Below are 21,899 nucleotides of genomic sequence, written 5' to 3'. Positions count from 1 at the left end.
ATGGCAGGCCTGTACTTCGAAGAGTTCGTGGTCGGCGAGGTCCACCGGCACGCCGTGACCCGCACGGTCACCGAGACCGACAACCTGCTGTTCACGACGCTGACGATGAACCCGCAACCGCTGCACCTCGACGAGGAGTTCGCCAAGGGGTCGATGTTCGGCACGCGCATCGTGAACTCGGTGTTCACCCTCGGACTGGTCGCGGGCATCCACGTCAACGACCTGACGCTCGGTACCACGGTGGGCAACCTGGGCTTCGAGGACGTGCAATTCCCGAAACCGGTGCTGATCGGAGACACCCTCCGCGTCGAGAGCGAGGTGCTCGAAGTGCGCGAGTCCCAGAGCCGTCCGGACACCGGCATCGTGAAGCTGGAGCACCGCGCGCTCAACCAGCGCGACGAGCTGGTCTGCCGCCTGCGCCGCGCCGCCCTGATGAAGCGACGCCCCGCCGAGGTGACCGCATGAGCGCGGTGACCGGGCAGGGCCGGGTGTTCTGGGAGGACCTGACCGTCGGCGATGCGCTGCGGGGACCGGGGGTGACGATCACCGACTCGCACCTGGTCCAGTGGGCGGGCCTGACCGGGGACTGGGTCTCGCTGCACCTGGACGAGAACCACGCCCAGGAAGCGGGTTTCGCGGGACGGATCGCCCACGGCCCGCTGTCGCTGTCGCTGTCCCTCGGACTCCTCACGCAAACCGGCATCTTCGGCAACGTGCAGGCCTGGCTCGGCCTCGACGAGGTCCGCGCGTCGGCACCGGTGCTCATCGGCGACACGGTCCACCCGGAAGCCGAGATCGCCGCGGCGCGCGCGACGAGCAAGCCCGATCGCGGGATCTGGACGCTGGCCTACCGGACGGTCAACCAGCGCGGGGAGACGGTGATGACCTTCTCCAGCAGTTTCATGGTCCGCCGGCGGCCGGAGGCGGTGCGTGATGAGGTCTGATCTGGTCGCGGTCGTCACCGGAGCTGGGTCCGGCCTGGGACGGGCCACCGCCGAGCTGCTCCTGGAACAAGGAGCCCGGGTCACCGGGTGGGACGTCAGCGGCGAAGGCCTGCGGTGGCTGTCCGAGCGGGAGAACGCGCTCACCGCGGCCGTGGACATCACGGAACCGGGTCAGGTCGCCGACGCTGCGGCGGAGGTCCGCAGCGCATGGGGCAGGGTCGACTTCCTCGTGAATTCGGCCGGCGTGCTCCTCGTCGGCGCGCTCGCCGACGTCGAGCCCGCCGCGGTACGTCGACTGTTCGACATCAACGTCACCGGCACGACCCTGGTGACGCAGGCGTTGCTGCCGGATCTGATCGCCTCCCGCGGCGCCGTGGTCAACCTCTCCAGCACGGTGGCGCTGAAACCCTCGGTCTCCAACGCCCACTACGCGGCCTCGAAAGCGGCGGTCGCCCAGCTCACCCGCTGCTGGGCCCTCGAACTCGCACCGCACGGGGTCCGGGTGAACGCCATCGCCCCGGGCCCGACCAACACGACCCTGTTCGAAGCTGCGGGGATGGACGTGACTGTGAAGGAGACGTTCCTGGCAGACCGCGCGTCCACCATCCCACTGGGCCGTACCGGCCAACCGGCAGAGGTTGCTCGATGGATCAACCGGCTGGTCGACGACGAGTGGGTCACCGGTCACGTCATCCCGGTCGACGGCGGCATGTCGATATCGTGAGCGTGTTCCTTCCGGGACGCGAACGGCTGCTTGTTTGCTATCGGGTAGACTTAGCTGGTCAGGCATCCGCATCGAGGCCGCAGGCCCCCGACCCGTATCGGAGCACCGCATGCCGCGCCCTACAAACGGCGTTCGCACGCCCGACGCGATCCGCGAGGCCGCGATCGAGCTCTTCTACGAACACGGCTACGAAGCCACGTCACTGCGCGAGGTCGCGGCCAAGGTCGGGATCCGGGTCGGCAGCCTGTACAACCACATCAGCGGCAAGGACGAGCTGCTCAGCTCGATCATGATCGGCATCATGGACGACCTGCTGGCGGCGCTGCGCGGCGTGCTGCGCGAGCACGAAGACGACCCGGTCGCGGCCCTGCGCGCCTGCGTGGACACCCACATCCGGTTCCACGCCCAGCGCGCCCGTGAAGTGTTCATCGGCAACTCCGAGCTGCGCGCGCTGCCCGCCAAGGAACACCGCCGGGTGGTCAGCAAGCGCGACCAGTACGAGAAGCTCATCCGCGGTGTCATCGAGGCGATCGCAGACCACGGGGCCGCCGAGATCGTGGATGCGCGGCTGCAGACCTACGCGATCGTTGCGATGGGAACCCACGTGGCGTCCTGGTACAAGCCGCGCGGCGGGATGTCCCTCGAAGCGATCGTCCAGACCTACACGGAAATGATTCTGCGGCAAGTCGGAGTCAGCACTGCGGCGAGTGCAGAGCCGGTGGCAGCGACAGGGGCCTGACTCATCGCGAACAACAAGGGGGTGACCGGGTTTTCTCGGTCACCCCCTTCTTGTGCTCTGCTCGATGACCCTCGCTATGCGTTCGCGATGTCCTCGAGTGTGGGGTAGTCGATGTAGCCCGTGTCGTCGCCGCCGTAGTACGTGGCCCGGTCGGACTCGGCCAAGGGAGCGTTGGCCGCGATTCGGGTCGGGAGGTCAGGGTTCGAGATGTAGGGGCGGCCGAACGCCACCGCATCGGCATGACCCCTGGCGACCACCGACTTGGCCGAGTCCGCCTCGTAACCGCCGGCGGCGATGATCTTGCCGCTGTAGTTCTCACGAGCCCAGGACGAACCGAGGGACTGCCGCGCCCTGTCGTGGTCGTTCGTCACGTCCTGGGAGCCGCCGATGCCTGGCTCGACGAGGTGCAGGTACGCCACCCCGGCGTCGTCGAGCACGTCGAGGACGTGACCGAACACTGCCGCGGGGTCGGAGTCGGCCATGTCCTGGAAGGTGCTGGCCGGGGAGATCCGAACTCCCACGCGGTCGGGGCCGATGGCCGTGCTGACCTCGGCGACGACCTCGGAGAGGAACCGGGCGCGGTTCTCGACGCTGCCGCCGTAGGCGTCGGTGCGGGTGTTGGCGTTGTCCTGGAGGAACTGGTCGATGAGGTAGCCGTTAGCGGCGTGGATCTCGACGCCGTCCAGGCCCGCTGCGATCGCGTTGCGCGCGGCGCGTCCGTACTGCGCTGCGATGACGGGGATCTCCAGAGTCTCCAAGGCCCGCGGCATCACGTGCGGAGTGCGTCCGCCCTGCGCGAAGGTGAGTCCGTCGATCTCGATCGCCGAGGGTGCCACCTGCGGCAGACCACCGGGCTGCAGCGACGGGTGCGAGGCGCGTCCGGTGTGCCAGAGCTGCGCGACGATCGTGCCGCCGGCCTCGTGCACGGCGTCGGCGACCCTCGCCCAGGAGGCCGTCTGGTCGGCGGTCCAGATGCCGGGAACCTTCGGGTTGCCGAGGGCCACGGGGGAGATGCAGACGCCTTCGGACACGATCAGTCCGGCTGTGGCGCGCTGGGCGTAGTAGGTGGGTGCGGATTCCGGCAGGATTCCGTCCCGGTTGGCGCGGCTGCGGGTCATCGGGGCCATGACGAAACGGTTGCGCAGCTTCAAGGTTCCGAGATCAACCGGCTCGAAAAGCGAGTGGGGGGCCATGTGCGTACCTCCTGGGACTTGGGGACTTGGGGGCTCAGACGGGGGTGACGGCCTGGCGGCGGGCGGCGGGCGGGGTGGCGCGGCGCCGGTAGACCGACAGGCGGCGGTGCAGCTCGCCGCGCAGTTCGTTGGCCGGGACGACGGCTTCGACGGCGTTCTCGTTGGCGATCTTGAACACGTCGATTCCCTCGGCGTACTCGGCCTGCTTCTCGGCGACGAAGCGCTTGCGCTCCTCGGGGTCGGCGATGGCCTGGATCCGGTTGTAGTGCACGCCGTTGACGGCGGCGTCCGGGCCCATCAGCGCCGGCTTGGCGGTGGGCAGTGCGATGACGGCGTCCGGCTGCATCGGCGCGCCGGACATGGCGAGGTAGCCGCCGCCGTAGGCCTTGCGCACGAGCACGGCGATGCGCGGCACCCGGCTCTCGGCGACGGCGAAGAGCATCTTGGCGCCGTGGCGGATGATGCCCTGCTTCTCGACCTCCGAGCCGATCATGTAACCGGCGATGTCAACCAAGAAGATGATCGGGATGTTGTAGGCGTTGCAAGTCCAGATGAACCGGGCGGCCTTGTCGGAGGAGTCCGGGAACAGCACGCCGCCGCGCTGGATCGGTTGGTTGGCGATCAGGCCGACGCTGTGGCCTTCGATCCGGGCGTAGCCGGTGACCAGCTCGGGTGCGAAGAGGTCCTTGTAGGGCAGGAACGAGTCCTCGTCGACGAGAGCGTCGATGAGCTCGTGCACGTCGTAGACCTCGGACTCGCGTTCCGGCACGACCTCTTGGACGGTGCGCGCCGACGCGGGCTCCGCGGCTGGGACCACCGGCGGCTTCTCCTCCCAGTTCGACGGCAGGAACGACAGCCAGACGCGGATCGCCGCGATGGCCTCGGCGTCGTCCTCCACGAGGCAGTCGCCGAGCCCAGAGGTTCGGCAGTGCATCTCGGCGCCGCCCATCTCCTCCAGCGTCACCTTCTCCCCGGTGACCATCTCGGCCAGGCGGGGTGAGCCGAGGTAGGCCGTGGCGTGGCCGCGGACCATGATCGTGAAGTCGCACAGGGCCGGGACGTAGGCCGATCCGGCGGGGGAGGGGCCGAACAGGGCGCACACCTGCGGGACGCGCCCGGAGATCTGCACCTGGTTGTAGAAGATGTTGCCCCAGGCGCGACGACCGGCGTAGCTCTCGAACTGCTCGTCGATCCGGGCGCCGGCGGAGTCGAACAGGTACACCAGCGGGATGCCGGTCTCGTCGGCGATCTCCTGCGTGCGGGTGATCTTCTCGAACGTCCGCTTGCCCCAGGTGCCGGCCTTGACGGTGAAGTCGTTGGCGATGACGGCCACCTCGCGCCCGTCGACCTTGCCGATGCAGGTGACCACGGCGTCGCCGGGCAGGCCTTCGTCGTAGCGGGCGAGCAGGCCGTCCTCGAACGACCACCCGTCGTCGAACAGCAGCTCCAACCGCTGGCGGACGAGCATCTTGCCGGAGTCGAGGACCTTCGCGCGGTTCTTCTCCGAACCTCCGAGCCGGGCCTGCTCGAGCCGGTGTCCGAGTTCGCCGTGCACGTCCTCGGCGCTGGTCGCTGGGCTGTCCTGGATGTCGGTCATCAGCACTCCTGGGTACGCAACAAAAAACGAACGAGCGACCGTATGTTACCGCGTCTGGCTGGTAAGACAAGAAGTCGAGATGGACAAACGTGCATTCGTTTCCTAAACTCTCCACACACGTTCGGAGTGTGCGGAGGAAACAACGATGTGGACCCTTGCCGACTGTGTGCGGCTCAACGCCCGCAGATACCCTGACCGCGACGCGTTGGTCGACGACACCGGCCGGCTGACCCACCGCGAGCTCAGCGCCCGGGCCGAGGGCATCGCCCGCAACCTGCGGGCGTCCGGGGTCGGCCGCGGTGATCACGTCGGGATCCTGGCCGGGAACTCGATCTTCTGCGTCGAGGCGTTCCTCGGTGTGATCGCCGCTGGAGCCGTGGCGGTGATGTACAACTGGCGCTGGGCCACCACCGAGCTGGCGCATGGCATCGCCTCCACCGACGCCCGCGTCGTGCTGGTCGAGTCGCAGTTCGAGGAGGCCCTCGATGCGGCTCAGGCGACCGGAGATCTCGATCCCTCGCTGAAGGTGATCCGGCAGGGTGGTGAGTTCGAAGCTCTCGCGGCCACGCCGGGGCCGGCCGTCGACCCGGGAGTCGGTCCTGAAGACCCGATGTGCGTGCTGTTCACCGGAGGTACCACCGGGTTCTCGAAGGGCGTGGTGCTGGCTCACCGGTCGGGCATCGTGAACTCGATCAACGAGCGGCTCGATGTGGGAATCGCCAGCGCAGCGGAGAACGTCGCGCTCAACGTGACGCCCATGTTCCACTCGGCCGCGCTGCTGTGCGTGTTCGCCCCGCACTACATGAGCGGTGGCACCAACGTGATGCTGCACCGCTTCGACGAGCAGCAGATCGGCGAACTCGTCGAGCGCGAGCGGATCACCACCTCGTTCATGATCCCGAACATGGTGCGTCGCCTGCTGCAGGCGGGCATCTTCGAAACCTCTGGCTTCCAGAAGCATCTCCGGCAACTCCACAGCGGGGGCGGGCTGCTGCGGATGCCGGACAAGCGTGCCGTGCGCGAATTGACTCCGCAGGTGCGCATGTACTTCCGGTACGGGCTCACCGAAGCCGGTCCGATGGTGACCCGGTTACTCGACCGCGACATCATGCGACCCGAACTCGACGGCTCCATCGGCCAGGAGTACTCGATGGTCGAGGCCCGCGTGGTCGACCCGGTAACGGGCGAGCCGCTCGGACCCGGCGAGCTCGGGGAGATCGCCGTGCGCGGCCCCGCGGTCATGCTCGGCTACCACAACAACCCCGAGGCCACGGCCGCTGCGCTGCGCGAGGGATGGCTGCACACCGGGGACTTGGTGACCCAGGACGAGGAAGGCTACTTCTTCTTCCGCGACCGGGCGAAGGACCTGATCAAGTCGGGCGGCGAGAACGTCTACGCCTCGGAGATCGAGCAGGTCCTCTACACCCACCCCGCCGTCATGGAGTGCGGAGTGCTGGGCGTGTCCAGCACCGAATGGGACGAGGAAGTCCGGGCGGTGGTGGCGCTGCGGCCCGGGCAGAGCGTCACCGAGAGCGAACTCCGCGAGCACCTGCGCCGCTCCCTCGCCGGCTACAAGGTCCCGAAGCGCTTCGTGTTCCTCGAACCGGGCTCCATGCCCGTCAACCCCAGCGGAAAGATCGTCAAGAGCAACCTGCGCCAGCTCGTCGGCTGGTAGCGGAAAGGACCCAGCGAGTGACCGTCAAGATCGTCGCCATGCTGAAAGCCTTGCCGGGATTGTCGCGAGAGGACTTCCTCAGGTACTGGCAGGAGGAACACCCGCCGCTGGTCTGGCAGCTACCCGGTCTGCGCGCTTACCGGCAGAACCCGGCCATCGAGCACCGCAAGTCCTGGCCCTACGACGGAATGGCCGAGCTGTACTTCGACACCGTCGACGACGTGCGCACCGCGTTCGCCTCCCCGCAGGTCGAACCGCTGCACGAGCACGAGAAGCACTTCCTCGACACCATCGACTGGTTCATCGCCACCGAGACCACCGTCGAACCCGCCGGTGACGCACGGAAGTAGTTTCCGTGCGGCTGGTTACACCGGCGCCCGTCGGCTTTCCTTTACCTGATCGCCGCGGGTGAGTACGTGCGCTGCCCGCGGCGTCGCTTGGTTCCATCGCGGTCGTGCGCCATTCAGGGCGGCTTCCGTTTCGTCCCATCGAACCCTTGCTTCTGACAATGCCGTCACAGGGAAGGAACAAGATGAAAAGCAGGTTCAGACATGCCGGGCTGTCAAAAGCCAGACATGTTATCGCGATGCTGGGAGTGCTTCTCACTCTCGCCTCGTGCAGTGTCGCTACCGCTGAGGACGGGGGTCAAGTACCCGCGTCGTCTCCGTGGCCTGGCGGAACTTGGAATCCTGGAGAGCCGACTTATGGCAGCAAAGTGGAAAGCCAGCTGCCAGTGAAGATGAGCGACGGTGCAATCCTGAAGGCCGACGTGGCTTACCCCACAGACCCGGTCACAGGGCGCCGTGCGCCCGGCAACTTCCCCGTCCTGCTTACGCAGACGCCCTATCTCAGCACCAAGCCCACTGCGGGCGACTACTTCGTACAGCACGGCTATATCTTCGTCACCGCCTACGTTCGCGGAACGACGACATCCGGAGGGAACTTCGGGTTCTTCAGCAAACGGGATGCTCAAGACGGTGTCGAGCTGGTGAAATGGGCGTCGACCCAGCTGCAGGGAAGCAACGGCCAGATTGGACTGACCGGAGGCTCTTACGCGGGCATCAACCAAGCCGCTACCGTCGCCGAGGCGGGCCGAAGCTCTCCTATCAAGGCCTTAGCTCCGTACTGCATGGGCGCAGAATTCTATCGTGAAACCTACTTTGCCGGAGGCATTCCCACCCAGACGCTGAATTTCCAGCGCGTGATCGGCGACTCCATGGGAGGGAACACCGCCCCGACCGGAGCCGCTCTGGTGAATGAGATCAACGCTGGAGGGCCGAGAGCGTATGAGGGGCAGTTCTGGCAGGACCGGACTCCTGGCAATCTCGCTGAGAAGATCGTGGATGCCGGTGTGCCAGCGCTGCTCTGGAGTACCAATGGGGACATCTACGCGCAGAGCTCGCTGGAACTGTATTCCTACCTCCAAAACGCGAGCAGGAAGTTACCGACGTTCGGGCCGATGCGACAAGATCAGAACGCCACAGGTCGCTACCAGATCGTCATGGGACAAGGAGGACACTGCGAGAACATCGACCAGCGAATCACCATGGAGTGGTTCGACACCTGGCTCAAAGGGAAGAAAACCGGGATCGAGGACACGTCCACGCCTCTGCACGCGCACGAGATGATCTCGAACCGGTGGCTGAACACCGCAGCCTATCCCGTCGTACCAGCCTACACGCGTTATTACCTAGGCCCGAACAAGACCTTGTCGCCGGTTGTGCCTGCAGAGTCCGGAAGGGACAGTGCTGCATGGGCACAGCCTGACGCGACAAGCACTCTGCAGTACGAGAGTCCCGCTTTGGAGAACGGGGGTACCCTCGCCGGGCCGATCAGCGCGAGCGTCTACGCGTCGTCCTCGACGAGGAACCTCGAGCTGATCGCGACTCTGCAGTTGGTAGGAGTGGACGGATCCACGACACCGATCTCCTCCGGCACCGTGCTCGGGAGCCTCGCTGCGAACGATCCCCAACGCTCCTGGTTTGATGTGAGCGGCGTGCCAGTTCGTCCCTATGGGAAGTTCATCTCGGATGAACCCGTGCCCGAGGGCTCGGTCAAGAAATACGACTTCGCCCTCTCGCCCCGGTTCGTCCACATACCGGAGGGAAGCAAACTGCGGCTCACGGTCACCACGCAGACGCCTACCCCCCGTTGCTCGCCGAATCTCGGTGTCGACCCGTGCTTCCCCACGTCGCCGCAAGCAGGGTCCCTTCAAGGAAGCGTCGTGTCGCTGCACTTCGGTCCGCCCACCAGGACCTCGCTGAACCTGCCCCTGCTCAAGGGCGACTGCTGGCGGTCATCCGACAATCCCAACCCCAACGTGCCGTACTGGAAGGGAAACCTGCTGTCAGGCGTGCCGGGGCCGTGCCAAAAGTAGCCTGCCGTCGTCATCGGAGCTGAAAGCGCGGTGGGACGTCACGTTTTTGACGCACCACCGCTCGACTTGTACGACAGCCGGCTGTGTCAACGCCCGGGTGCTGGCCATCGAAACTTGTTCGGTGGACGGGCCGATTGAAGACGTGACCGTTGCAGCCGCGGCTATCTCATGCACCCACCGCACGTGGGAAACTTGTCTGAACCTCGACGCTGATCCAGATGTGCAGAGAAACGAACTTCCCCCTGTAAAAGCGTATTTTGAGCGATGGCACCGCCGATCGGTACCAGCAGGGTTGACTCAGGATCGACGCGGCGCCTATTGCAAAAACAGACGACGCTCGTAACTCAGTTGATCGCGGCATCGCCATTGGATCTTGGCGAACCGGCTTCGTGGTCGGAAGAGAGGAGTCCCGCGCAGTCTCGAAGAAAGCGCACCGGATTCGCGTCCAACCTGATGCGCCGTTCCATGAGGACCGGACGCCCGGGCATATTGTCGTTCCTGATGTCTCGGCCCCAGTGGGATAACGAGACATGCAAGTGGCAAGTCGTCTTTATCAACGCCTGCAACGTCTATGCGCATCGCAAAGGAGCGATCCATGGGAAAGTCGTTCGCATCGGTCACATCGCGTTCAAGCAGTGAGGACGCACTTACGCCCGAGAAGGCTGAACAGGCCAGGAGGGCGGCGATGTCGAGCTTCTTCGGCGGAGCCCTCGAATATTACGACTTCTACATCTACACCTCGGCCGCGGCGTTGGTCTTCCCTTCGATCTTCTTCCACCCGGACATGGGCGGAACCAAAAGCATTCTCGCGTCACTCGCCACCCTGGGCGTGGGGTACGTCGCCAGACCGATCGGCGCCCTGGTATTCGGCCACGTTGGAGATCGCTGGAGCCGACGGCGGGTGCTCGTCATCACGTTGATGTTGATGGGGATTGCGACGACGTTGGTCGGGGTCTTGCCCACATACTCCCAAATCGGGGTCCTAGCGCCCGTTCTCTTGATATGCATGCGTCTCGTGCAAGGATTCTCGGCAGGTGCTGAGACGACGGGAGCAAGCACCATCTCGTTGGAGGCCGCTCCTCCGGGAAAGCGCGCGACCTACACGGCATGGACCCAGAACGGCAACTACGCTGGGTTCGTCCTCGCAAGTCTTGCATTTCTCCCGGTCACAGCTTTGCCGCGTGAGTCGATGTTGTCCTGGGGATGGCGCGTGCCGTTCCTGGCCAGCATTCTCGTTGCCCTGGTCGCCTTCCTCATCCGTCGGAAGCTGGCCGAACCTGAGGTGTTCCAGGAACAGGCGCGTAGCGCGAATCCAGGCCAGGCGCCCCTGCTGCTCGTCTTCAAATCGCATCCCTGGCAGGTCATGCGGACGGCTCTTGTCCTCCTGCAGGGTGTAGTGCTCACGCTCGTGTTCAGCTTTGGTCTCGCCTATGCCACTCAGCCGCAGTTTGGCATCGAGATCCCATATTCGACGATGCTCTGGGTCGCTATCGTTTCTAACGCGTCGGCACTCGTCACGCATCCCCTCTTTGGATGGCTGTCCGACCGGATCGGCCGGCGCCCCGTCATGATCACCGGCCTACTGGGGTCAGCGGCCATGGGGTTCGCCTATTTTGCTGCGGTTACTGATCGGAACCTTCCGGCTGTCTTCGTGTGCGGGGTTCTACTTACAGGTGGCATGCTCGCAGCGACGACCGGTGTCTTTCAGACGTTCATCGGTGAGCAGTTCAACGCCCGGGTCCGGATGACGGGCACCTCGGTCGGGTTCCAGGTCGGCATGATCGTAGGTGGGTTCGCTCCGACCATGGCCGCTGGGCTGGTCGAGGGCCCGAACTGGGTTCCTGTGGCAACACTCCTCGCGATTGCAGTCACCATCGCCGCAATCACAGTGTATTTCTCTCCGGAAACGCACCGGGTGCCGCTGCGTCAGCTCGGTCGTCGAGTGGACTGACGTATGAATGACGCTTTCGGAGCGGGCGAGTAGCGGGCCCCTATGGATGTTTTGCATTGAAGTTCTTCACCCAAGAGAGGAAGTAGCGATGCGCGCCACGCCGAACCAGATCGAAAATGAGCTAGTGGGCTTTGATGAATACCAGATCGTGTGCAAACTCAAGGCCCGATACTTCTTCCATCTTGACACAAAGCAGTGGACACGGCTCCGAGCGCTGTTCTCCGACTACGCGGTCTTCGAAGGCTTTCCCTTTGCCAGTTCAGGGCCGGATGCCTTCGTGGCTGGGGTTGCGAAGTGGCTTGCTCCTATGCGTACCGTCCATCAGGGGTTCATGCCAGACGTGCAGAAGCGAGACGACGGCGTCATTCGGGCCAGGTGGTCCATGTACGACTACTTGACATGGCCCCAGGACAGCTTCGTGTACAAGGGTGTCGAGATCGATGGGATGTACGGGATTCGTGGCTACGGCTACTATGATGAGGAGTACGTGCGAACTGCTTCTGGATGGCGTATTTCCTTTATGCGCCTGACTAGAGCACGTATCGATCCGCTGGTGGGAGATTACTTGGAGCCTCCCGCGTACGACGTGCCGCCACCAGATCTGAGCTGGCTCGACGGCTCACCGGAGTGACGCTGCCCATCGATCTCGGCTTCACCGTGAGGTAGTGAGTCGCAACGCCGCCTATTGTCCCTATTGATTCAATGACGAGTGAAATCAACTGCCTTGCTACGTGCGCCGGGGCGTCTCACTTTGAGACAGTCGGGTTCGCCACATCTGTGCTGGTCGGGTTGGGGCGCGTATCTTGCGGTCAACGACAGCGCAGTCGCCGGGGGCCGGACGGAGCACGGCGGCGCGTTCGACGTGACGAGGAGCTGCCGTGCCGGACAACGCTGAGTTCGACCGCATCGAGAAGGCGAAGGAGCTGGTGCTCTCGGCGCAGGCGGTGCCGGTGGCCGGGCAGAGCACGCAGCTGGTGGAGTCGTGGCGACGTTCTCGCAGCGCGTTGGGCGGGCCGGAGAACGTCGCCGACGTGCCGCGCGTCAGCGAGGAAGTGCTGGACGCGCACCTGCTGGACCTCTTCCGCGATCCTCTGACGAGGTTCGCCGAAGGGGTGTCCGGCACCGGCTTGGGCGTCCTGCTGGCCGACTCGCGGGGCCGGATCCTGCACCGGTGGTGCGGGGACCGCGCCGCCTCTGCGCACCTGGACCGGATCGGCACGGTGCGCGGCGCGGTGCTGGCGGAGGACACCGTCGGCACCAACGGCGTGGGTACCGTGGTGGCCTCCGGGCGCGGGGTGCAGATCCAGGGCGTCGAGCACTTCGCCGACATCTACCGGAACGCGATCTGCACCGGGGCTCCGGTCCGGCATCCGATGACCGGGAACCTGCTGGCAGTGGTCACGTTGTCCTGCGACGTCACGCCCAGGGCGGACCTGCTGCGACCGCTGCTGAGCACTGTGACCCAGCAGCTCGAGCAGCACGTCATGGAGATGCAGGAACCGGCCGCCCGGCGGGCGTTCAACACGTTCCTGGAGATCACCCGGGCTCGGCCCGAGCCGGTGGTGGCGTTCGGACCTGCCGGCCTGCTGATCCAGAACCCGCAGGCCGGACGTCTGGCCGGGGACGACCTGCGTCAGCTGCACCGGTTGTGCGCGGAAGGCATCGGTACCGGGAAGTACTCGGTGGAGTTGTCATCCGGGCTCGCGCACGTGCACGTCACCGCGGTGGACTCGGGCAACCGCGTCGCGGTCGTGCAGGAGCAGCAGGCAGGTCAGCCGTTGACGCGCTCGACGAAGCGCAGCGATGGCGTGCTGCGTCAGCTGGTCGGCCGGGCGCCCGATTGGCTGGCTGCTCATCGTGCTGTCGAGCGGCACCGGTCGTCGAGCGAACCGCTGATCATCGCGGGGGAGTCGGGGTCGGGGAAGCTCTCATTGGCGCTGGGGCATCCGTCGGAGGCCGGTACTCCGCTCCGGCGGGAGGTCGTGGACGCCGCGCAGCGTCACGTCATGGGCGGTCGCCGGTGGCTCCAGGACCTCGCCGCGCGCCTGGAGAACGCGGGAGACGTGCTCATCCGCGGAGTGCAGACCCTGGAACCGCGGATCCTCGACGGCATGCGGACCGTTCTGAGGGAGTCCCCGCACCGGCGTTCGGTCTTGGTGACGCTGACGGCCGATGCGCGGGAGGACGCGGATGCGTTCGGGTTGAAGTACGACGTTCCGGTGGTGTGGGTGCCTCCGCTGCGGGACCGCGCATCCGACCTGCCTGCGCTGTGGCGGCACTTCGCGCCGTCTTCGGCGGTGGCGCCGGATCGGGAGGCCTTGGAGCTTTTGGCGGGCTACCAGTGGCCAGGCAACGTGAAGGAGTTGCGCACGATCGTCGGGCAGATCATGGACGCGGGGAAGTCCGGCGCGGTGGTTCCGGGTGATCTGCCCGCAGCCGTGCGCAACACCCCGTCGTTGACGATGATCGAGCGCGTGGAGCTGGAGGCGATCCGCAGGGCGTTGCGGGAGGCCGAGGGCAACCGCGCCAAAGCCGCGCAGATTCTCGGGCTCTCCCGCGCCACCGTGTACCGCAAGATGAAGGCCTACCGGCTGATCAGCTAGCCGCCCTCACTGGGCCAGGTAGCCGCCGTCGACGACGAGTTCGGAGCCGGTGACGAAGCTGGACTCGTCGGCGGCCAGGAAGACGGCCGCGTGGGCGATCTCCTCGGGCCGTCCGGGCCTGCCCATGGGCGTGCGGTCGACCACCGCCTCGTTGATCGCCGGATCCTGAGCGTCGGTGAGCGGCGTCGAGACGAGACCCGGGTGCAGCGAGTTGACCCGGATCCCCTCGCGCGCGTAGCTGATCGCAGCGCTCTTGGACATGTTCCGCACCGCACCTTTGGTGGCGTGGTAAGCGTGCGCACCGGCGACCGCCGCGCTTCCCCAGATCGACGAGACGTTGATGATCGATCCGCCTCCGACGGAGCGCATCATCGGGATCACCTCCCGCATGCCCAGCCACACGCCGGTCTGGTTCACCGCGACGACGTGTTCCCAGCTGTCAGTGGACAACTCGTGCGCGGACTCGTAGGTGATGATGCCCGCGTTGTTGACCAGCACATCGATTCGCCCGTGAAGCCGGCGGATCTCGGCGACCAGCGAGCGCCACTGGTCCTCTTCGGCGACATCCTGGCGGCGGTAGGTGATCTCACCGCGGTAGGGATCGGTCGTCGTGCTCCTGCCGGTTGCCACGACGACTGCTCCTTCACGCGCGAACTCCTCCGCGATCGCCCGTCCGATGCCGCGGCCCGCTCCGGTCACCAGTGCGACCTTGCCCGTCAAACGGTTCATCTCGAACGCTCCTTCCGGTTCGTGGTGTCAGCGTCCGGCGGCGATCGAGGTGGCCGGTGAATCACCTTGAGACTGAGGTGTTTCATTCTGCGACGGCTCGCACACATCCCTCCCGATTCGCGTGAGAGTGCTTCGTGGAAAGCGGAACTGCGGAGGAGGGGACGATGACGTCGATTCGGCCGACCGATGTGCTCGGGGAGCTCTACGCCAAGTGGGCCGTGGAGATGACCCGCGATCCGGAGATGTCCATCGAGCTGCTGCGGATGGTCTTCGACGATTGGCACAACGCCACCGCAGAACCCGAGCGCGTGACCTACCGGGAGACCGCGCTCAACGGGGTGCCGGGCCTGGAGGTCGTCCCGGAAGGGTGTGACGCCGAGCAGGTGATGGTGTTCATGCACGGGGGTGGGTTCGCTCTGGGGTCGCCGTCGAGCCACCGAAAGTTGGCCGGTCACCTCGCCAAGGCGTGCGGGACGAGCGCGTTCGTGCCCGAGTTCCGGCTCGCGCCCGAGCACCCGTTCCCCGCGGGGTTGCAGGACGGCGTGGCCGTCGTCGACGGGTTGCTCGAGACGGGGCACCGCATCGAGGACGTCACGCCGGTGGGCGACAGCGCGGGCGGGAACCTCGCGATCGCGATGGTCCTCGATCTGCGGGAGCAGGGCCGGGACCTGCCCTCGCAGGTGATCACCATGTCGCCCTGGCTGAACATGGAGAACACCGGTCGCACGCTGGACTCCAACGACGCCACCGACTTCCTCATCACGCGCGCGGGGCTGCAGGCCAACATCGACCGCTACCTGGGCGGTGTCAGGTCGCCGACGCACCCGTTGGCCAATCCGCTGCAGGCCGACTTCACCGGGTTTCCGCGCCTCTACATCGACGCGGGATCGGTGGAGTCGCTGTTCGACGACGCCGTGCAGCTGCACGAACTGGCGGAGAAGCACGGCGTGGACGTGACTTTCACGGTGGGCGAGGGGATGCAGCACGTCTACCCGTTCATGGCCGGACGCGACCCGAGGGCCGACGAGGAGATCCGCAGGATCGCGGCTTGGTACCGCGTAAGCCGCTGACCTCGACAGGAAGGACCAACGATGAACGACATTGCCGACTACGACGCGATCGTGATCGGGGCCGGCTTTTCCGGCCTGGCGATGCTGCACCACTGCCACAAGATCGGGTTGCGGGCCGTCGTGCTCGATTCCGCCGACGGCGTGGGCGGGACCTGGCACTGGAACACCTACCCGGGCGCGCGCACGGACAGCGAGTTCTACTACTACTCGTTCTCCTTCTCCCAGGAGGTCCGGGACGAGTGGGTGTGGTCGGAGCGCTACCCGGCCCAACCCGAGGTGAAGGCCTACCTGGAATTCCTCGCCGATCGACTCGACCTGCGCAAGGACATCCGGTTGCGCACCCGGGTGGAGCGCGCCGAGCACGACGAGGCGCGCAACGTCTGGGCGGTCACGACCGATGCGGGGCAGACGCTCACCGCCACCTACTTGATCAGTGGCATGGGTGTGCTCGCCGAGCCGAACCTGCCGGACATCCCCGGGGCCGCCTCGTTCGCCGGCGAGAGCTACCACACCGCGCGCTGGCCGCAGGACCGCGAGGTCTACCTGTCGGGCAAGCGCGTGGGCGTGATCGGCCTGGGAGCGTCCGGCGTGCAGATCGTGCCGGTGGTCGCCGAGGTGGCCGGTGAGCTGCTGGTGTTCCAGCGCACCCCCAACTACGTCGTCGCCAGCTCGAACTACGAGGTCGACGACGAGTGGATGGCCCAAGTCCGGGAGAGCTACCCGGAGAACTTCGAACGGGCGCGCGAGCACGTCTTCGCGGTGCCGTTCGAGAACCCGGCCCACGGCGCCAAGGAGGTCAGCGCCCAAGAGCGGGAGCGGATCTTCGAGGAGAAGTGGCGCGAGGGGGGCTTCCACTTCATGTTGGAGACCTTCAACGACCTCGCGCTCGACGAGGAGTCGAACCACTACGCCTCGGAGTTCATCCGCAAGAAGATCCGGGAGACCGTGCAGGACCCGGAGACCGCGGAACTGCTGTGCCCGAAGGACTACCCCTTCAACGGAAAGCGCCCGCCGGGCGGCCATGGCTACTACGAGGCCTACAACCGCGACAACGTGCACCTGGTCGACATCCGCGAGAACGGCATCGAGGAGATCACCGCCGAGGGCGTGCGGGTCAACGGTCGGCTCCACGAGCTGGACGTGCTGATCTTCGCCACCGGTTTCGACGCGATGACCGGCACGCTCACCGCCGTCGACATCGTGGGCCGGGACGGCCTGGTGCTGCGGGAGAAGTGGGCCGACGGTCTGAAGACGAACCTGGGTCTCGGGGTCCACGGGTTCCCGAACTTCTTCATGATCCTCGGGCCGCAGACCCCGTACGCGAACCTGCCGGTGGCGATCGAAGCGGGAGTTGAGTGGATCACCGATGCGCTGAAGTTCGCCGCGGACAACGGGGTCGAGCAGCTGGAGTCCACCAAGGACGCCGAGGAGGATTGGGCCGAGGAGGTCTCGCGCGCGGGTTCGTCCACGATCATGGCCCAGGGCGTGGACGCCAACGCCTGGTTCATCGGGGCGAACATCCCCGGCAAGCCGGTCGAGTTCAACGTCTACATGGGTGGCGCGGACGCTTACTTCAAGCGCTGCGATGAGGTCGCGGCGGGCGGATACCTCGAGTTCCGGGGTGGTGAGCGCTGATGGGGCGCTTGGACGGCAAGGTCGCGGTGGTGACCGGTGCGGCCTCCGGCATGGGACAGGCGACCGCGGAGCTGTTCGCACGTGAAGGAGCGATCGTGGCGGTCACCGACCTCGTCGAGGGCGACGGCACGGCGGTTGCCGAGGGTATCCGCGTCGCCGGTGGCCGTGCGGGGTTCTGGCGGATGGACGTCTCCGACGAGGCCGACGTGAGCCGGGTGATCGAGGCGGTCGGCGCCGAGCACGGCAAGCTCGACGTGCTGGTCAACTGCGCGGGGCTGATCGGGGTCGACAAGCCCACGCACGAGGTGTCCGAACAGGACTGGGACGCCATCTTTGCGGTGGACGTCAAAGGGGTCTTCTTCGCCACCAAGCACGCGGTGCCGTGGATGATCCGCAACGGCGGGGGCAGCATCGTGAACTTCTCGTCGATCTACGGCTTGATCGGCAACGACGAGTTCACTCCCTACCACGTCGCCAAGGGCGCGGTGACCATGCAGACGCGCCAGGACGCGGCCAGCTACGGCCGGCACAACATCAGGGTCAACGCGGTCAACCCCAGCACCGTGCTCACTCCGCTGGTGCGCGGCGTCGCGGAGAACTACGAGGGTGGCCTGCCCGCGTACGAACGAATGATGACGTCCAACCAATCCCTGCGGCGACTGGGCCGCCCCGACGACGTCGCCTACGCCGTGCTCTACCTCGCCTCCGACGAGTCCTCCTGGGTCACCGGTGTCAACCTCCCGGTCGACGGCGGATACACGGCACGCTAGTGAAAGAAGGACCTCCCGTGATCGAACACGACCACGCGATGCTGCGCGGACACCGGGTTCCGCTCGGCGCCTACCTCAACGGCCAGTGGATCACCACCGGCACCACGTTCACCGTGATCAACCCCAGCGACGCCAGTCCGCTCGCCGAGGTGGCCGAATGCGGGCCTGCCGAGGCGCTGCGCGGGCTCGACGCCGCGACGTCGAGCCAGGACACCTGGCGGTCGGTACCGCCACGGCAACGCGCCGAGCTGTTCCACCACGCGCATTCCCTGATGCTCGAACGCGCAGATGCCTTCGTCGACGTGATGGTGCTGGAGTCCGGGAAGCCCCGGGCCGAGGCCGAAGGCGAGTTCGCCCTGTCGGCCGGATTCTTCCGCTGGTACGCGGAGCAGATCGCGCACCTGCACGGCACGTATTCCGAGGCCACCACCGGTGGTTACCGGGTGGTGACGACCCACCAGCCGGTAGGGCCGAGCTTCCTGGTGACACCGTGGAACTTCCCGCTGCTGATGGCCGCGCGCAAGGCCGGTGCCGCCCTGGCCGCGGGCTGCACCGTGCTGATGAAATCGGCGAAGGAAACACCGCTGACCGCAGCGTTGTTCACCCAAGTCTTGCACGACGCGGGATTTCCGGCCGGGGTGGTCAATCTCGTGCACACCACTGGCTCGGCCGCGGTCTCCGAGGCCGTGATGCCGGACCCGCGCCTGCGCAAGATCAGCTTCACCGGTTCCACCGGCGTCGGAAGCACCCTGCTGAGCGCAGCCGCACGCAACATCGTCAACGCCTCGATGGAACTGGGCGGTGACGGCCCATTCATCGTGCTCGACGACGCCGACGTCGAACACGCCGTGGAGCAGGCGGTGGCCTGCAAGTTCCGCAACGCCGGGCAGGCGTGCGTCGCGGCGAACCGCATCATCCTGCACAGCGACATCGCAGAGGAGTTCACCGCGCGGTTCGTCGAACGGGCCAGAGGCCTGCGCGTCGGAGACGGCTTCGACGGAGTCGACGTCGGCCCGATCATCACCCAAGCCCAGCTCGACCGGGTGGGATCACTGGTGGCACGGTTCGTCGAGGCGGGTGCCGAAGTCCTTACCGGCGGCAGCGAGGTGGACGCGAAGGGGTTCTTTTACGAACCCACCGTGCTGCGAGTCGCCGGGCGCGGCGAGGACTTCTGCAACGAGGAGCTGTTCGCACCGGTCGCCGCGCTGTACACGGTGGACAGCGCGGAGGAAGCCGTGGCCTTCGCCAACGACACCCGCTACGGGCTCGCCTCGTACCTGTTCACCCGGGACCTCAACGCCGCCTTCGCGATCTCCGAACACCTGGACTTCGGCATGGTCGGCATCAACCGCGGCATCATGGCCGACCCCGCCGCCGCGTTCGGCGGGATCAAGGAATCCGGACTCGGACGCGAAGGCGGCCACGAGGGCATCTACGAATTCCTCGAACCCAAATACCTGGCGATCACCGTCGACGAGAAGCGGGTGATGAACCGATGAGCACACGTACCACCAACGACATCGGGCTCGGACTGCTGCGCCAACCCAAGCACCTCACCTTCGGTCCGGGACAGCGGGCACAGCTGCCGCACCTGGTGCGCGGCATCGGAACCCGGGCGCTGATCTGCACCGACGAGCGCATGGCGAGCAGCGAGCCGTTCACCGAGATCGTCGCGATGTTGCGCGACAGCGGTGTCGCCGTCGAGGTCTTCGACGGCGTGGAAGCCGAACTGCCCAGGGACAACCTGCACGGCGTCGTCGACAGCTTCTCCGGCAGCGCCCTCGACGTGGTCATCGGGGTCGGCGGAGGCAGCTGCCTGGACTTCGCCAAGGTGGCCGCGATCCTGCTCGCCCGCGGCGGAGACGTGCGAGATCTCTACGGCGAGAACCGGGTCGCCGGCCCCGGCCTGCCGATGATCGCGGTGCCGACCACCGGCGGAACCGGCGCGGAGATCACCTGCATCTCGGTGGTCTACGACGCCGACCTGGGCATGAAGGTCGGTATCGCCAGCCCCTATCTCGAAGCGCATGCCGCCGTGGTCGACCCGGAACTCACGATCAGCTGTCCCCGCGGACTCACCGCCGCCACCGGTGCGGACGCGCTGTCGCACCTCATCGAATCGTTCACCGCCCGCGCCAAGAACCCCGGCACCGACCACATCGAGCAGCACCTCTACGTCGGCAAGAACCTGCTCACCGACATCTACGCCCGCCACGGGCTCAGCCTGCTCAACACGTCGCTGGAACAGCTGGCGACGGACTTGACCGACCTCGACGCCCGCTCGGACACGATGCTGGCCGCGATGAGCGCAGGCATGGCCATCAACACCGCGGGAACCGCCGGAGCGCACGCCATCCAATCACCGATCGGCGCTCTCACCCACACCGCGCACGGCTTCGGCGTGGGTGCGCTGCTGCCGTACGTGATGCGCTACAACCTGCCCACACGCGAACCGGAGTTCGCCGAGATCGCCGATAGCGTCGGCGTCGGCGCGGGCGGAGACCAGTCCGCACGTGCCAAAGCTGCGATCCTCCGCGTCGAGGACATCCTCGCAGCGCTGGACGTGCCGCTGAACCTCCGCGACCTCGGCCTGCGGCCCGAGCACTTCGAGGTCGTCGCCGAACAGGCGATGAAGGCTACCCGGTTGACGGCGAACAACCCGCGCGAACTCACCCACGACGCCATCGTGGAAATCATCAAACGCGGCTACGCCGACGATCGCGGCTGGTGGGACCTATGACGGCGCACGAGCATCAGGAGACGAGCAGCATGAACCCGCTCAACGGCAAGACCGCCGTCGTGACCGGAGCAGCCCAAGGAATCGGCGCCGCCGTTGCGCACAAGCTCGCCGTGCAGGGCGCGAGCGTGATCATCGCCGACGTCCAGGCGGACGCGGCTCGGGAACGCGCATCGAAACTCGCTGCGGCGACCGGAGCGAAGGTCACCGTGGAGCAGCTCGACGTCACCGACTCCCAGGCGGTCAGCAGACTGGCCGAGACGTCCGAACCCGTGGACATCCTGATTAACAACGCCGGGATCGCGACCAACGCCGCGACCTTCGACATGACCGACGAAGCGTGGCAGCGCACGCTGGACATCAACCTCACCGGCACGTTCCTGATGTGCCGCGAGTTCGGCAAGACCATGCGCGGTCGTAGTGGAGCGATCGTCAACGTCTCGTCCATCGCCGGGTTCAAAGCCACCCGGCCCGAGGTGCACGTCGGCTACGACGCGACCAAGGCCGCGATCATCGGCCTGACCAGAACCCTGGCCGCCGAATGGGCCTCCGAGGAAATCCGGGTGAACGCGGTGGCTCCGGGTTACGCGAACACCGACATCCTCAAATCCGTCGGCGCCGAAAGCCCGGAGACCCTCGAGCAGTGGAAGGCCCAAGTACCGCAGGGCAGGCTCATGGAGCCCGCCGAGATCGCCGAGGTGGTCGCCTTCCTGGCGGCACCGTCTTCGAGCGCCGTGACCGGGCACGTGCTGGTCGCCGACGGAGGCTACACGGCCTGGTGACGAGGGCATGCAGGTCGATTCCTGCCACCACCCTCGTACCCCCAGTGCTCTCCTGGCCAGTTAAAGCGCTGCAGCGGGACTGCTGCGGCCAGGTTATGGCGCCTGTAGGGGGCGCGTGATGACGGATGGACACCCGAGAAGAACAACGCTCAAATAACGGTGTTGCTGTTCCAGCGCCTCCGGCGTTCTCCGCGGGTTTGCGGACCCGCGTCGGATCGATCGGTGGTTGACGGCTGCGCCCCTCGTTCGGCGCGGTGAATCTGGAGGACATCTCCGCCCCGCGCTGCTTCGAGCTGGAGCGCCGGGTCACCGAAGCGCTGGACTGCCCGGTCATGCACGACGACCAGCACGGCACCGCCGTCGTGGCGCTGGC

Annotated in this window: 19 protein-coding genes and 1 pseudogene; 17 read left to right on the top strand and 3 right to left on the bottom strand. The window is 66.4% G+C overall.

Translation table 11 applies throughout. The annotated features are described in order from the left end of the window. The 4 genes from AB0J78_RS32335 (at position 1) to AB0J78_RS32320 (ending at position 2,407) form a co-directional block, all read left to right on the top strand. Positions 1–465, top strand: a complete 465-nt coding sequence (locus AB0J78_RS32335; RefSeq protein ID WP_363795692.1) for a MaoC family dehydratase — start codon at positions 1–3, stop codon at positions 463–465. Beyond that, positions 462–944: a MaoC/PaaZ C-terminal domain-containing protein gene (locus tag AB0J78_RS32330; protein WP_363795690.1), complete on the top strand. Its 483-nt coding sequence runs from the start codon at positions 462–464 to the stop codon at positions 942–944. The genes AB0J78_RS32335 and AB0J78_RS32330 overlap by 4 nt, the downstream gene beginning before the upstream one ends. After that, the gene (locus tag AB0J78_RS32325; RefSeq protein ID WP_363795688.1) at positions 934–1,668 is read left to right on the top strand and encodes an SDR family oxidoreductase; all 735 of its coding nucleotides are present in this window, start codon (positions 934–936) and stop codon (positions 1,666–1,668) included. Before AB0J78_RS32330 ends, AB0J78_RS32325 begins: the two co-directional genes overlap by 11 nt. Positions 1,669–1,777: 109 nt before the next feature. After that, a complete protein-coding gene (locus AB0J78_RS32320; protein WP_363795686.1) occupies positions 1,778–2,407 on the top strand; it encodes a TetR/AcrR family transcriptional regulator in 630 nt (209 codons plus the stop codon). A gap of 74 nt (positions 2,408–2,481) precedes the next feature. Here AB0J78_RS32320 and AB0J78_RS32315 read toward each other — a convergent pair whose 3' ends face one another. After that, entirely contained in the window at positions 2,482–3,600 is a 1,119-nt protein-coding gene (locus tag AB0J78_RS32315) for an alkene reductase (RefSeq protein ID WP_363795684.1), read from the bottom strand. Between the two features lie 34 nt (positions 3,601–3,634). Then, entirely contained in the window at positions 3,635–5,197 is a 1,563-nt protein-coding gene (locus tag AB0J78_RS32310; RefSeq protein ID WP_363795682.1) for an acyl-CoA carboxylase subunit beta, read from the bottom strand. Positions 5,198–5,342: 145 nt separating this feature from the next. Between AB0J78_RS32310 and AB0J78_RS32305 the strand changes: the two genes are divergently transcribed. The 6 genes from AB0J78_RS32305 to AB0J78_RS32280 all read left to right on the top strand — a co-directional run bounded on the left by AB0J78_RS32305 (position 5,343) and on the right by AB0J78_RS32280 (position 13,803). Beyond that, the gene (locus tag AB0J78_RS32305; RefSeq protein ID WP_363795680.1) at positions 5,343–6,872 is read left to right on the top strand and encodes a class I adenylate-forming enzyme family protein; all 1,530 of its coding nucleotides are present in this window, start codon (positions 5,343–5,345) and stop codon (positions 6,870–6,872) included. 17 nt (positions 6,873–6,889) lie between these two features. Continuing rightward, positions 6,890–7,222 (top strand): EthD family reductase, encoded by a 333-nt coding sequence (locus tag AB0J78_RS32300; RefSeq protein WP_363795678.1) that lies wholly within the window; start codon positions 6,890–6,892, stop codon positions 7,220–7,222. A 365-nt stretch (positions 7,223–7,587) separates the two neighbouring features. Then, complete coding sequence (locus tag AB0J78_RS32295) at positions 7,588–9,249, top strand: CocE/NonD family hydrolase (protein ID WP_363795676.1); 1,662 nt, start codon at positions 7,588–7,590, stop codon at positions 9,247–9,249. Between the two features lie 595 nt (positions 9,250–9,844). Beyond that, the gene (locus tag AB0J78_RS32290; RefSeq protein WP_363795674.1) at positions 9,845–11,200 is read left to right on the top strand and encodes an MFS transporter; all 1,356 of its coding nucleotides are present in this window, start codon (positions 9,845–9,847) and stop codon (positions 11,198–11,200) included. A gap of 88 nt (positions 11,201–11,288) precedes the next feature. Continuing rightward, positions 11,289–11,831, top strand: a complete 543-nt coding sequence (locus AB0J78_RS32285) for a nuclear transport factor 2 family protein (RefSeq protein ID WP_363795672.1) — start codon at positions 11,289–11,291, stop codon at positions 11,829–11,831. A gap of 247 nt (positions 11,832–12,078) precedes the next feature. Continuing rightward, on the top strand, positions 12,079–13,803 hold the full coding sequence (locus tag AB0J78_RS32280; RefSeq protein WP_363795670.1) for a helix-turn-helix domain-containing protein: 1,725 nt from the start codon (positions 12,079–12,081) through the stop codon (positions 13,801–13,803). Positions 13,804–13,809: 6 nt separating this feature from the next. Here the strand turns inward: AB0J78_RS32280 and AB0J78_RS32275 are convergent, their stop codons facing one another. Beyond that, a complete protein-coding gene (locus AB0J78_RS32275; RefSeq protein WP_363795668.1) occupies positions 13,810–14,532 on the bottom strand; it encodes a glucose 1-dehydrogenase in 723 nt (240 codons plus the stop codon). A 164-nt stretch (positions 14,533–14,696) separates the two neighbouring features. On the opposite strand from AB0J78_RS32275, the gene AB0J78_RS32270 reads away from it, so the two are divergent. The 7 genes and pseudogenes from AB0J78_RS32270 to AB0J78_RS32240 all read left to right on the top strand — a co-directional run. Continuing rightward, positions 14,697–15,602, top strand: a complete 906-nt coding sequence (locus AB0J78_RS32270; protein ID WP_363795666.1) for an alpha/beta hydrolase — start codon at positions 14,697–14,699, stop codon at positions 15,600–15,602. 21 nt (positions 15,603–15,623) lie between these two features. Continuing rightward, positions 15,624–17,237 (top strand): NAD(P)/FAD-dependent oxidoreductase, encoded by a 1,614-nt coding sequence (locus tag AB0J78_RS32265; RefSeq protein WP_363795664.1) that lies wholly within the window; start codon positions 15,624–15,626, stop codon positions 17,235–17,237. Further along, complete coding sequence (locus AB0J78_RS32260; RefSeq protein ID WP_363795662.1) at positions 17,237–18,007, top strand: SDR family oxidoreductase; 771 nt, start codon at positions 17,237–17,239, stop codon at positions 18,005–18,007. Before AB0J78_RS32265 ends, AB0J78_RS32260 begins: the two co-directional genes overlap by 1 nt. Positions 18,008–18,024: 17 nt before the next feature. Next, the gene (locus AB0J78_RS32255) at positions 18,025–19,506 is read left to right on the top strand and encodes an NAD-dependent succinate-semialdehyde dehydrogenase (RefSeq protein WP_363795660.1); all 1,482 of its coding nucleotides are present in this window, start codon (positions 18,025–18,027) and stop codon (positions 19,504–19,506) included. After that, on the top strand, positions 19,503–20,747 hold the full coding sequence (locus tag AB0J78_RS32250; protein ID WP_363795658.1) for an iron-containing alcohol dehydrogenase: 1,245 nt from the start codon (positions 19,503–19,505) through the stop codon (positions 20,745–20,747). Before AB0J78_RS32255 ends, AB0J78_RS32250 begins: the two co-directional genes overlap by 4 nt. A gap of 29 nt (positions 20,748–20,776) precedes the next feature. After that, complete coding sequence (locus AB0J78_RS32245; RefSeq protein ID WP_363795656.1) at positions 20,777–21,526, top strand: SDR family NAD(P)-dependent oxidoreductase; 750 nt, start codon at positions 20,777–20,779, stop codon at positions 21,524–21,526. 230 nt (positions 21,527–21,756) lie between these two features. After that, a pseudogene (locus tag AB0J78_RS32240) lies at positions 21,757–21,899 on the top strand (NAD-dependent malic enzyme); the annotation flags it as partial.

The organism is Saccharopolyspora sp. NPDC049426 (assembly GCF_040676935.1).
Lineage (GTDB): Bacteria > Actinomycetota > Actinomycetes > Mycobacteriales > Pseudonocardiaceae > Saccharopolyspora.
Note: the sequence above shows the minus strand (reverse complement) of the source record. Positions and strands in the feature narration are given on the sequence as shown.

Coding starts and splice junctions, on each gene's coding strand:
- AB0J78_RS32290 (WP_363795674.1), top strand. CDS start 9,845: ATGGGAAAGTCGTTCGCATCGGTCACATCGCGTTCAAGCAGTGAGGAC.
- AB0J78_RS32310 (WP_363795682.1), bottom strand. CDS start 5,197: ATGACCGACATCCAGGACAGCCCAGCGACCAGCGCCGAGGACGTGCAC.
- AB0J78_RS32285 (WP_363795672.1), top strand. CDS start 11,289: ATGCGCGCCACGCCGAACCAGATCGAAAATGAGCTAGTGGGCTTTGAT.
- AB0J78_RS32275 (WP_363795668.1), bottom strand. CDS start 14,532: ATGAACCGTTTGACGGGCAAGGTCGCACTGGTGACCGGAGCGGGCCGC.
- AB0J78_RS32335 (WP_363795692.1), top strand. CDS start 1: ATGGCAGGCCTGTACTTCGAAGAGTTCGTGGTCGGCGAGGTCCACCGG.
- AB0J78_RS32265 (WP_363795664.1), top strand. CDS start 15,624: ATGAACGACATTGCCGACTACGACGCGATCGTGATCGGGGCCGGCTTT.
- AB0J78_RS32245 (WP_363795656.1), top strand. CDS start 20,777: ATGAACCCGCTCAACGGCAAGACCGCCGTCGTGACCGGAGCAGCCCAA.
- AB0J78_RS32315 (WP_363795684.1), bottom strand. CDS start 3,600: ATGGCCCCCCACTCGCTTTTCGAGCCGGTTGATCTCGGAACCTTGAAG.
- AB0J78_RS32270 (WP_363795666.1), top strand. CDS start 14,697: ATGACGTCGATTCGGCCGACCGATGTGCTCGGGGAGCTCTACGCCAAG.
- AB0J78_RS32325 (WP_363795688.1), top strand. CDS start 934: ATGAGGTCTGATCTGGTCGCGGTCGTCACCGGAGCTGGGTCCGGCCTG.
- AB0J78_RS32305 (WP_363795680.1), top strand. CDS start 5,343: ATGTGGACCCTTGCCGACTGTGTGCGGCTCAACGCCCGCAGATACCCT.
- AB0J78_RS32330 (WP_363795690.1), top strand. CDS start 462: ATGAGCGCGGTGACCGGGCAGGGCCGGGTGTTCTGGGAGGACCTGACC.
- AB0J78_RS32250 (WP_363795658.1), top strand. CDS start 19,503: ATGAGCACACGTACCACCAACGACATCGGGCTCGGACTGCTGCGCCAA.
- AB0J78_RS32320 (WP_363795686.1), top strand. CDS start 1,778: ATGCCGCGCCCTACAAACGGCGTTCGCACGCCCGACGCGATCCGCGAG.
- AB0J78_RS32260 (WP_363795662.1), top strand. CDS start 17,237: ATGGGGCGCTTGGACGGCAAGGTCGCGGTGGTGACCGGTGCGGCCTCC.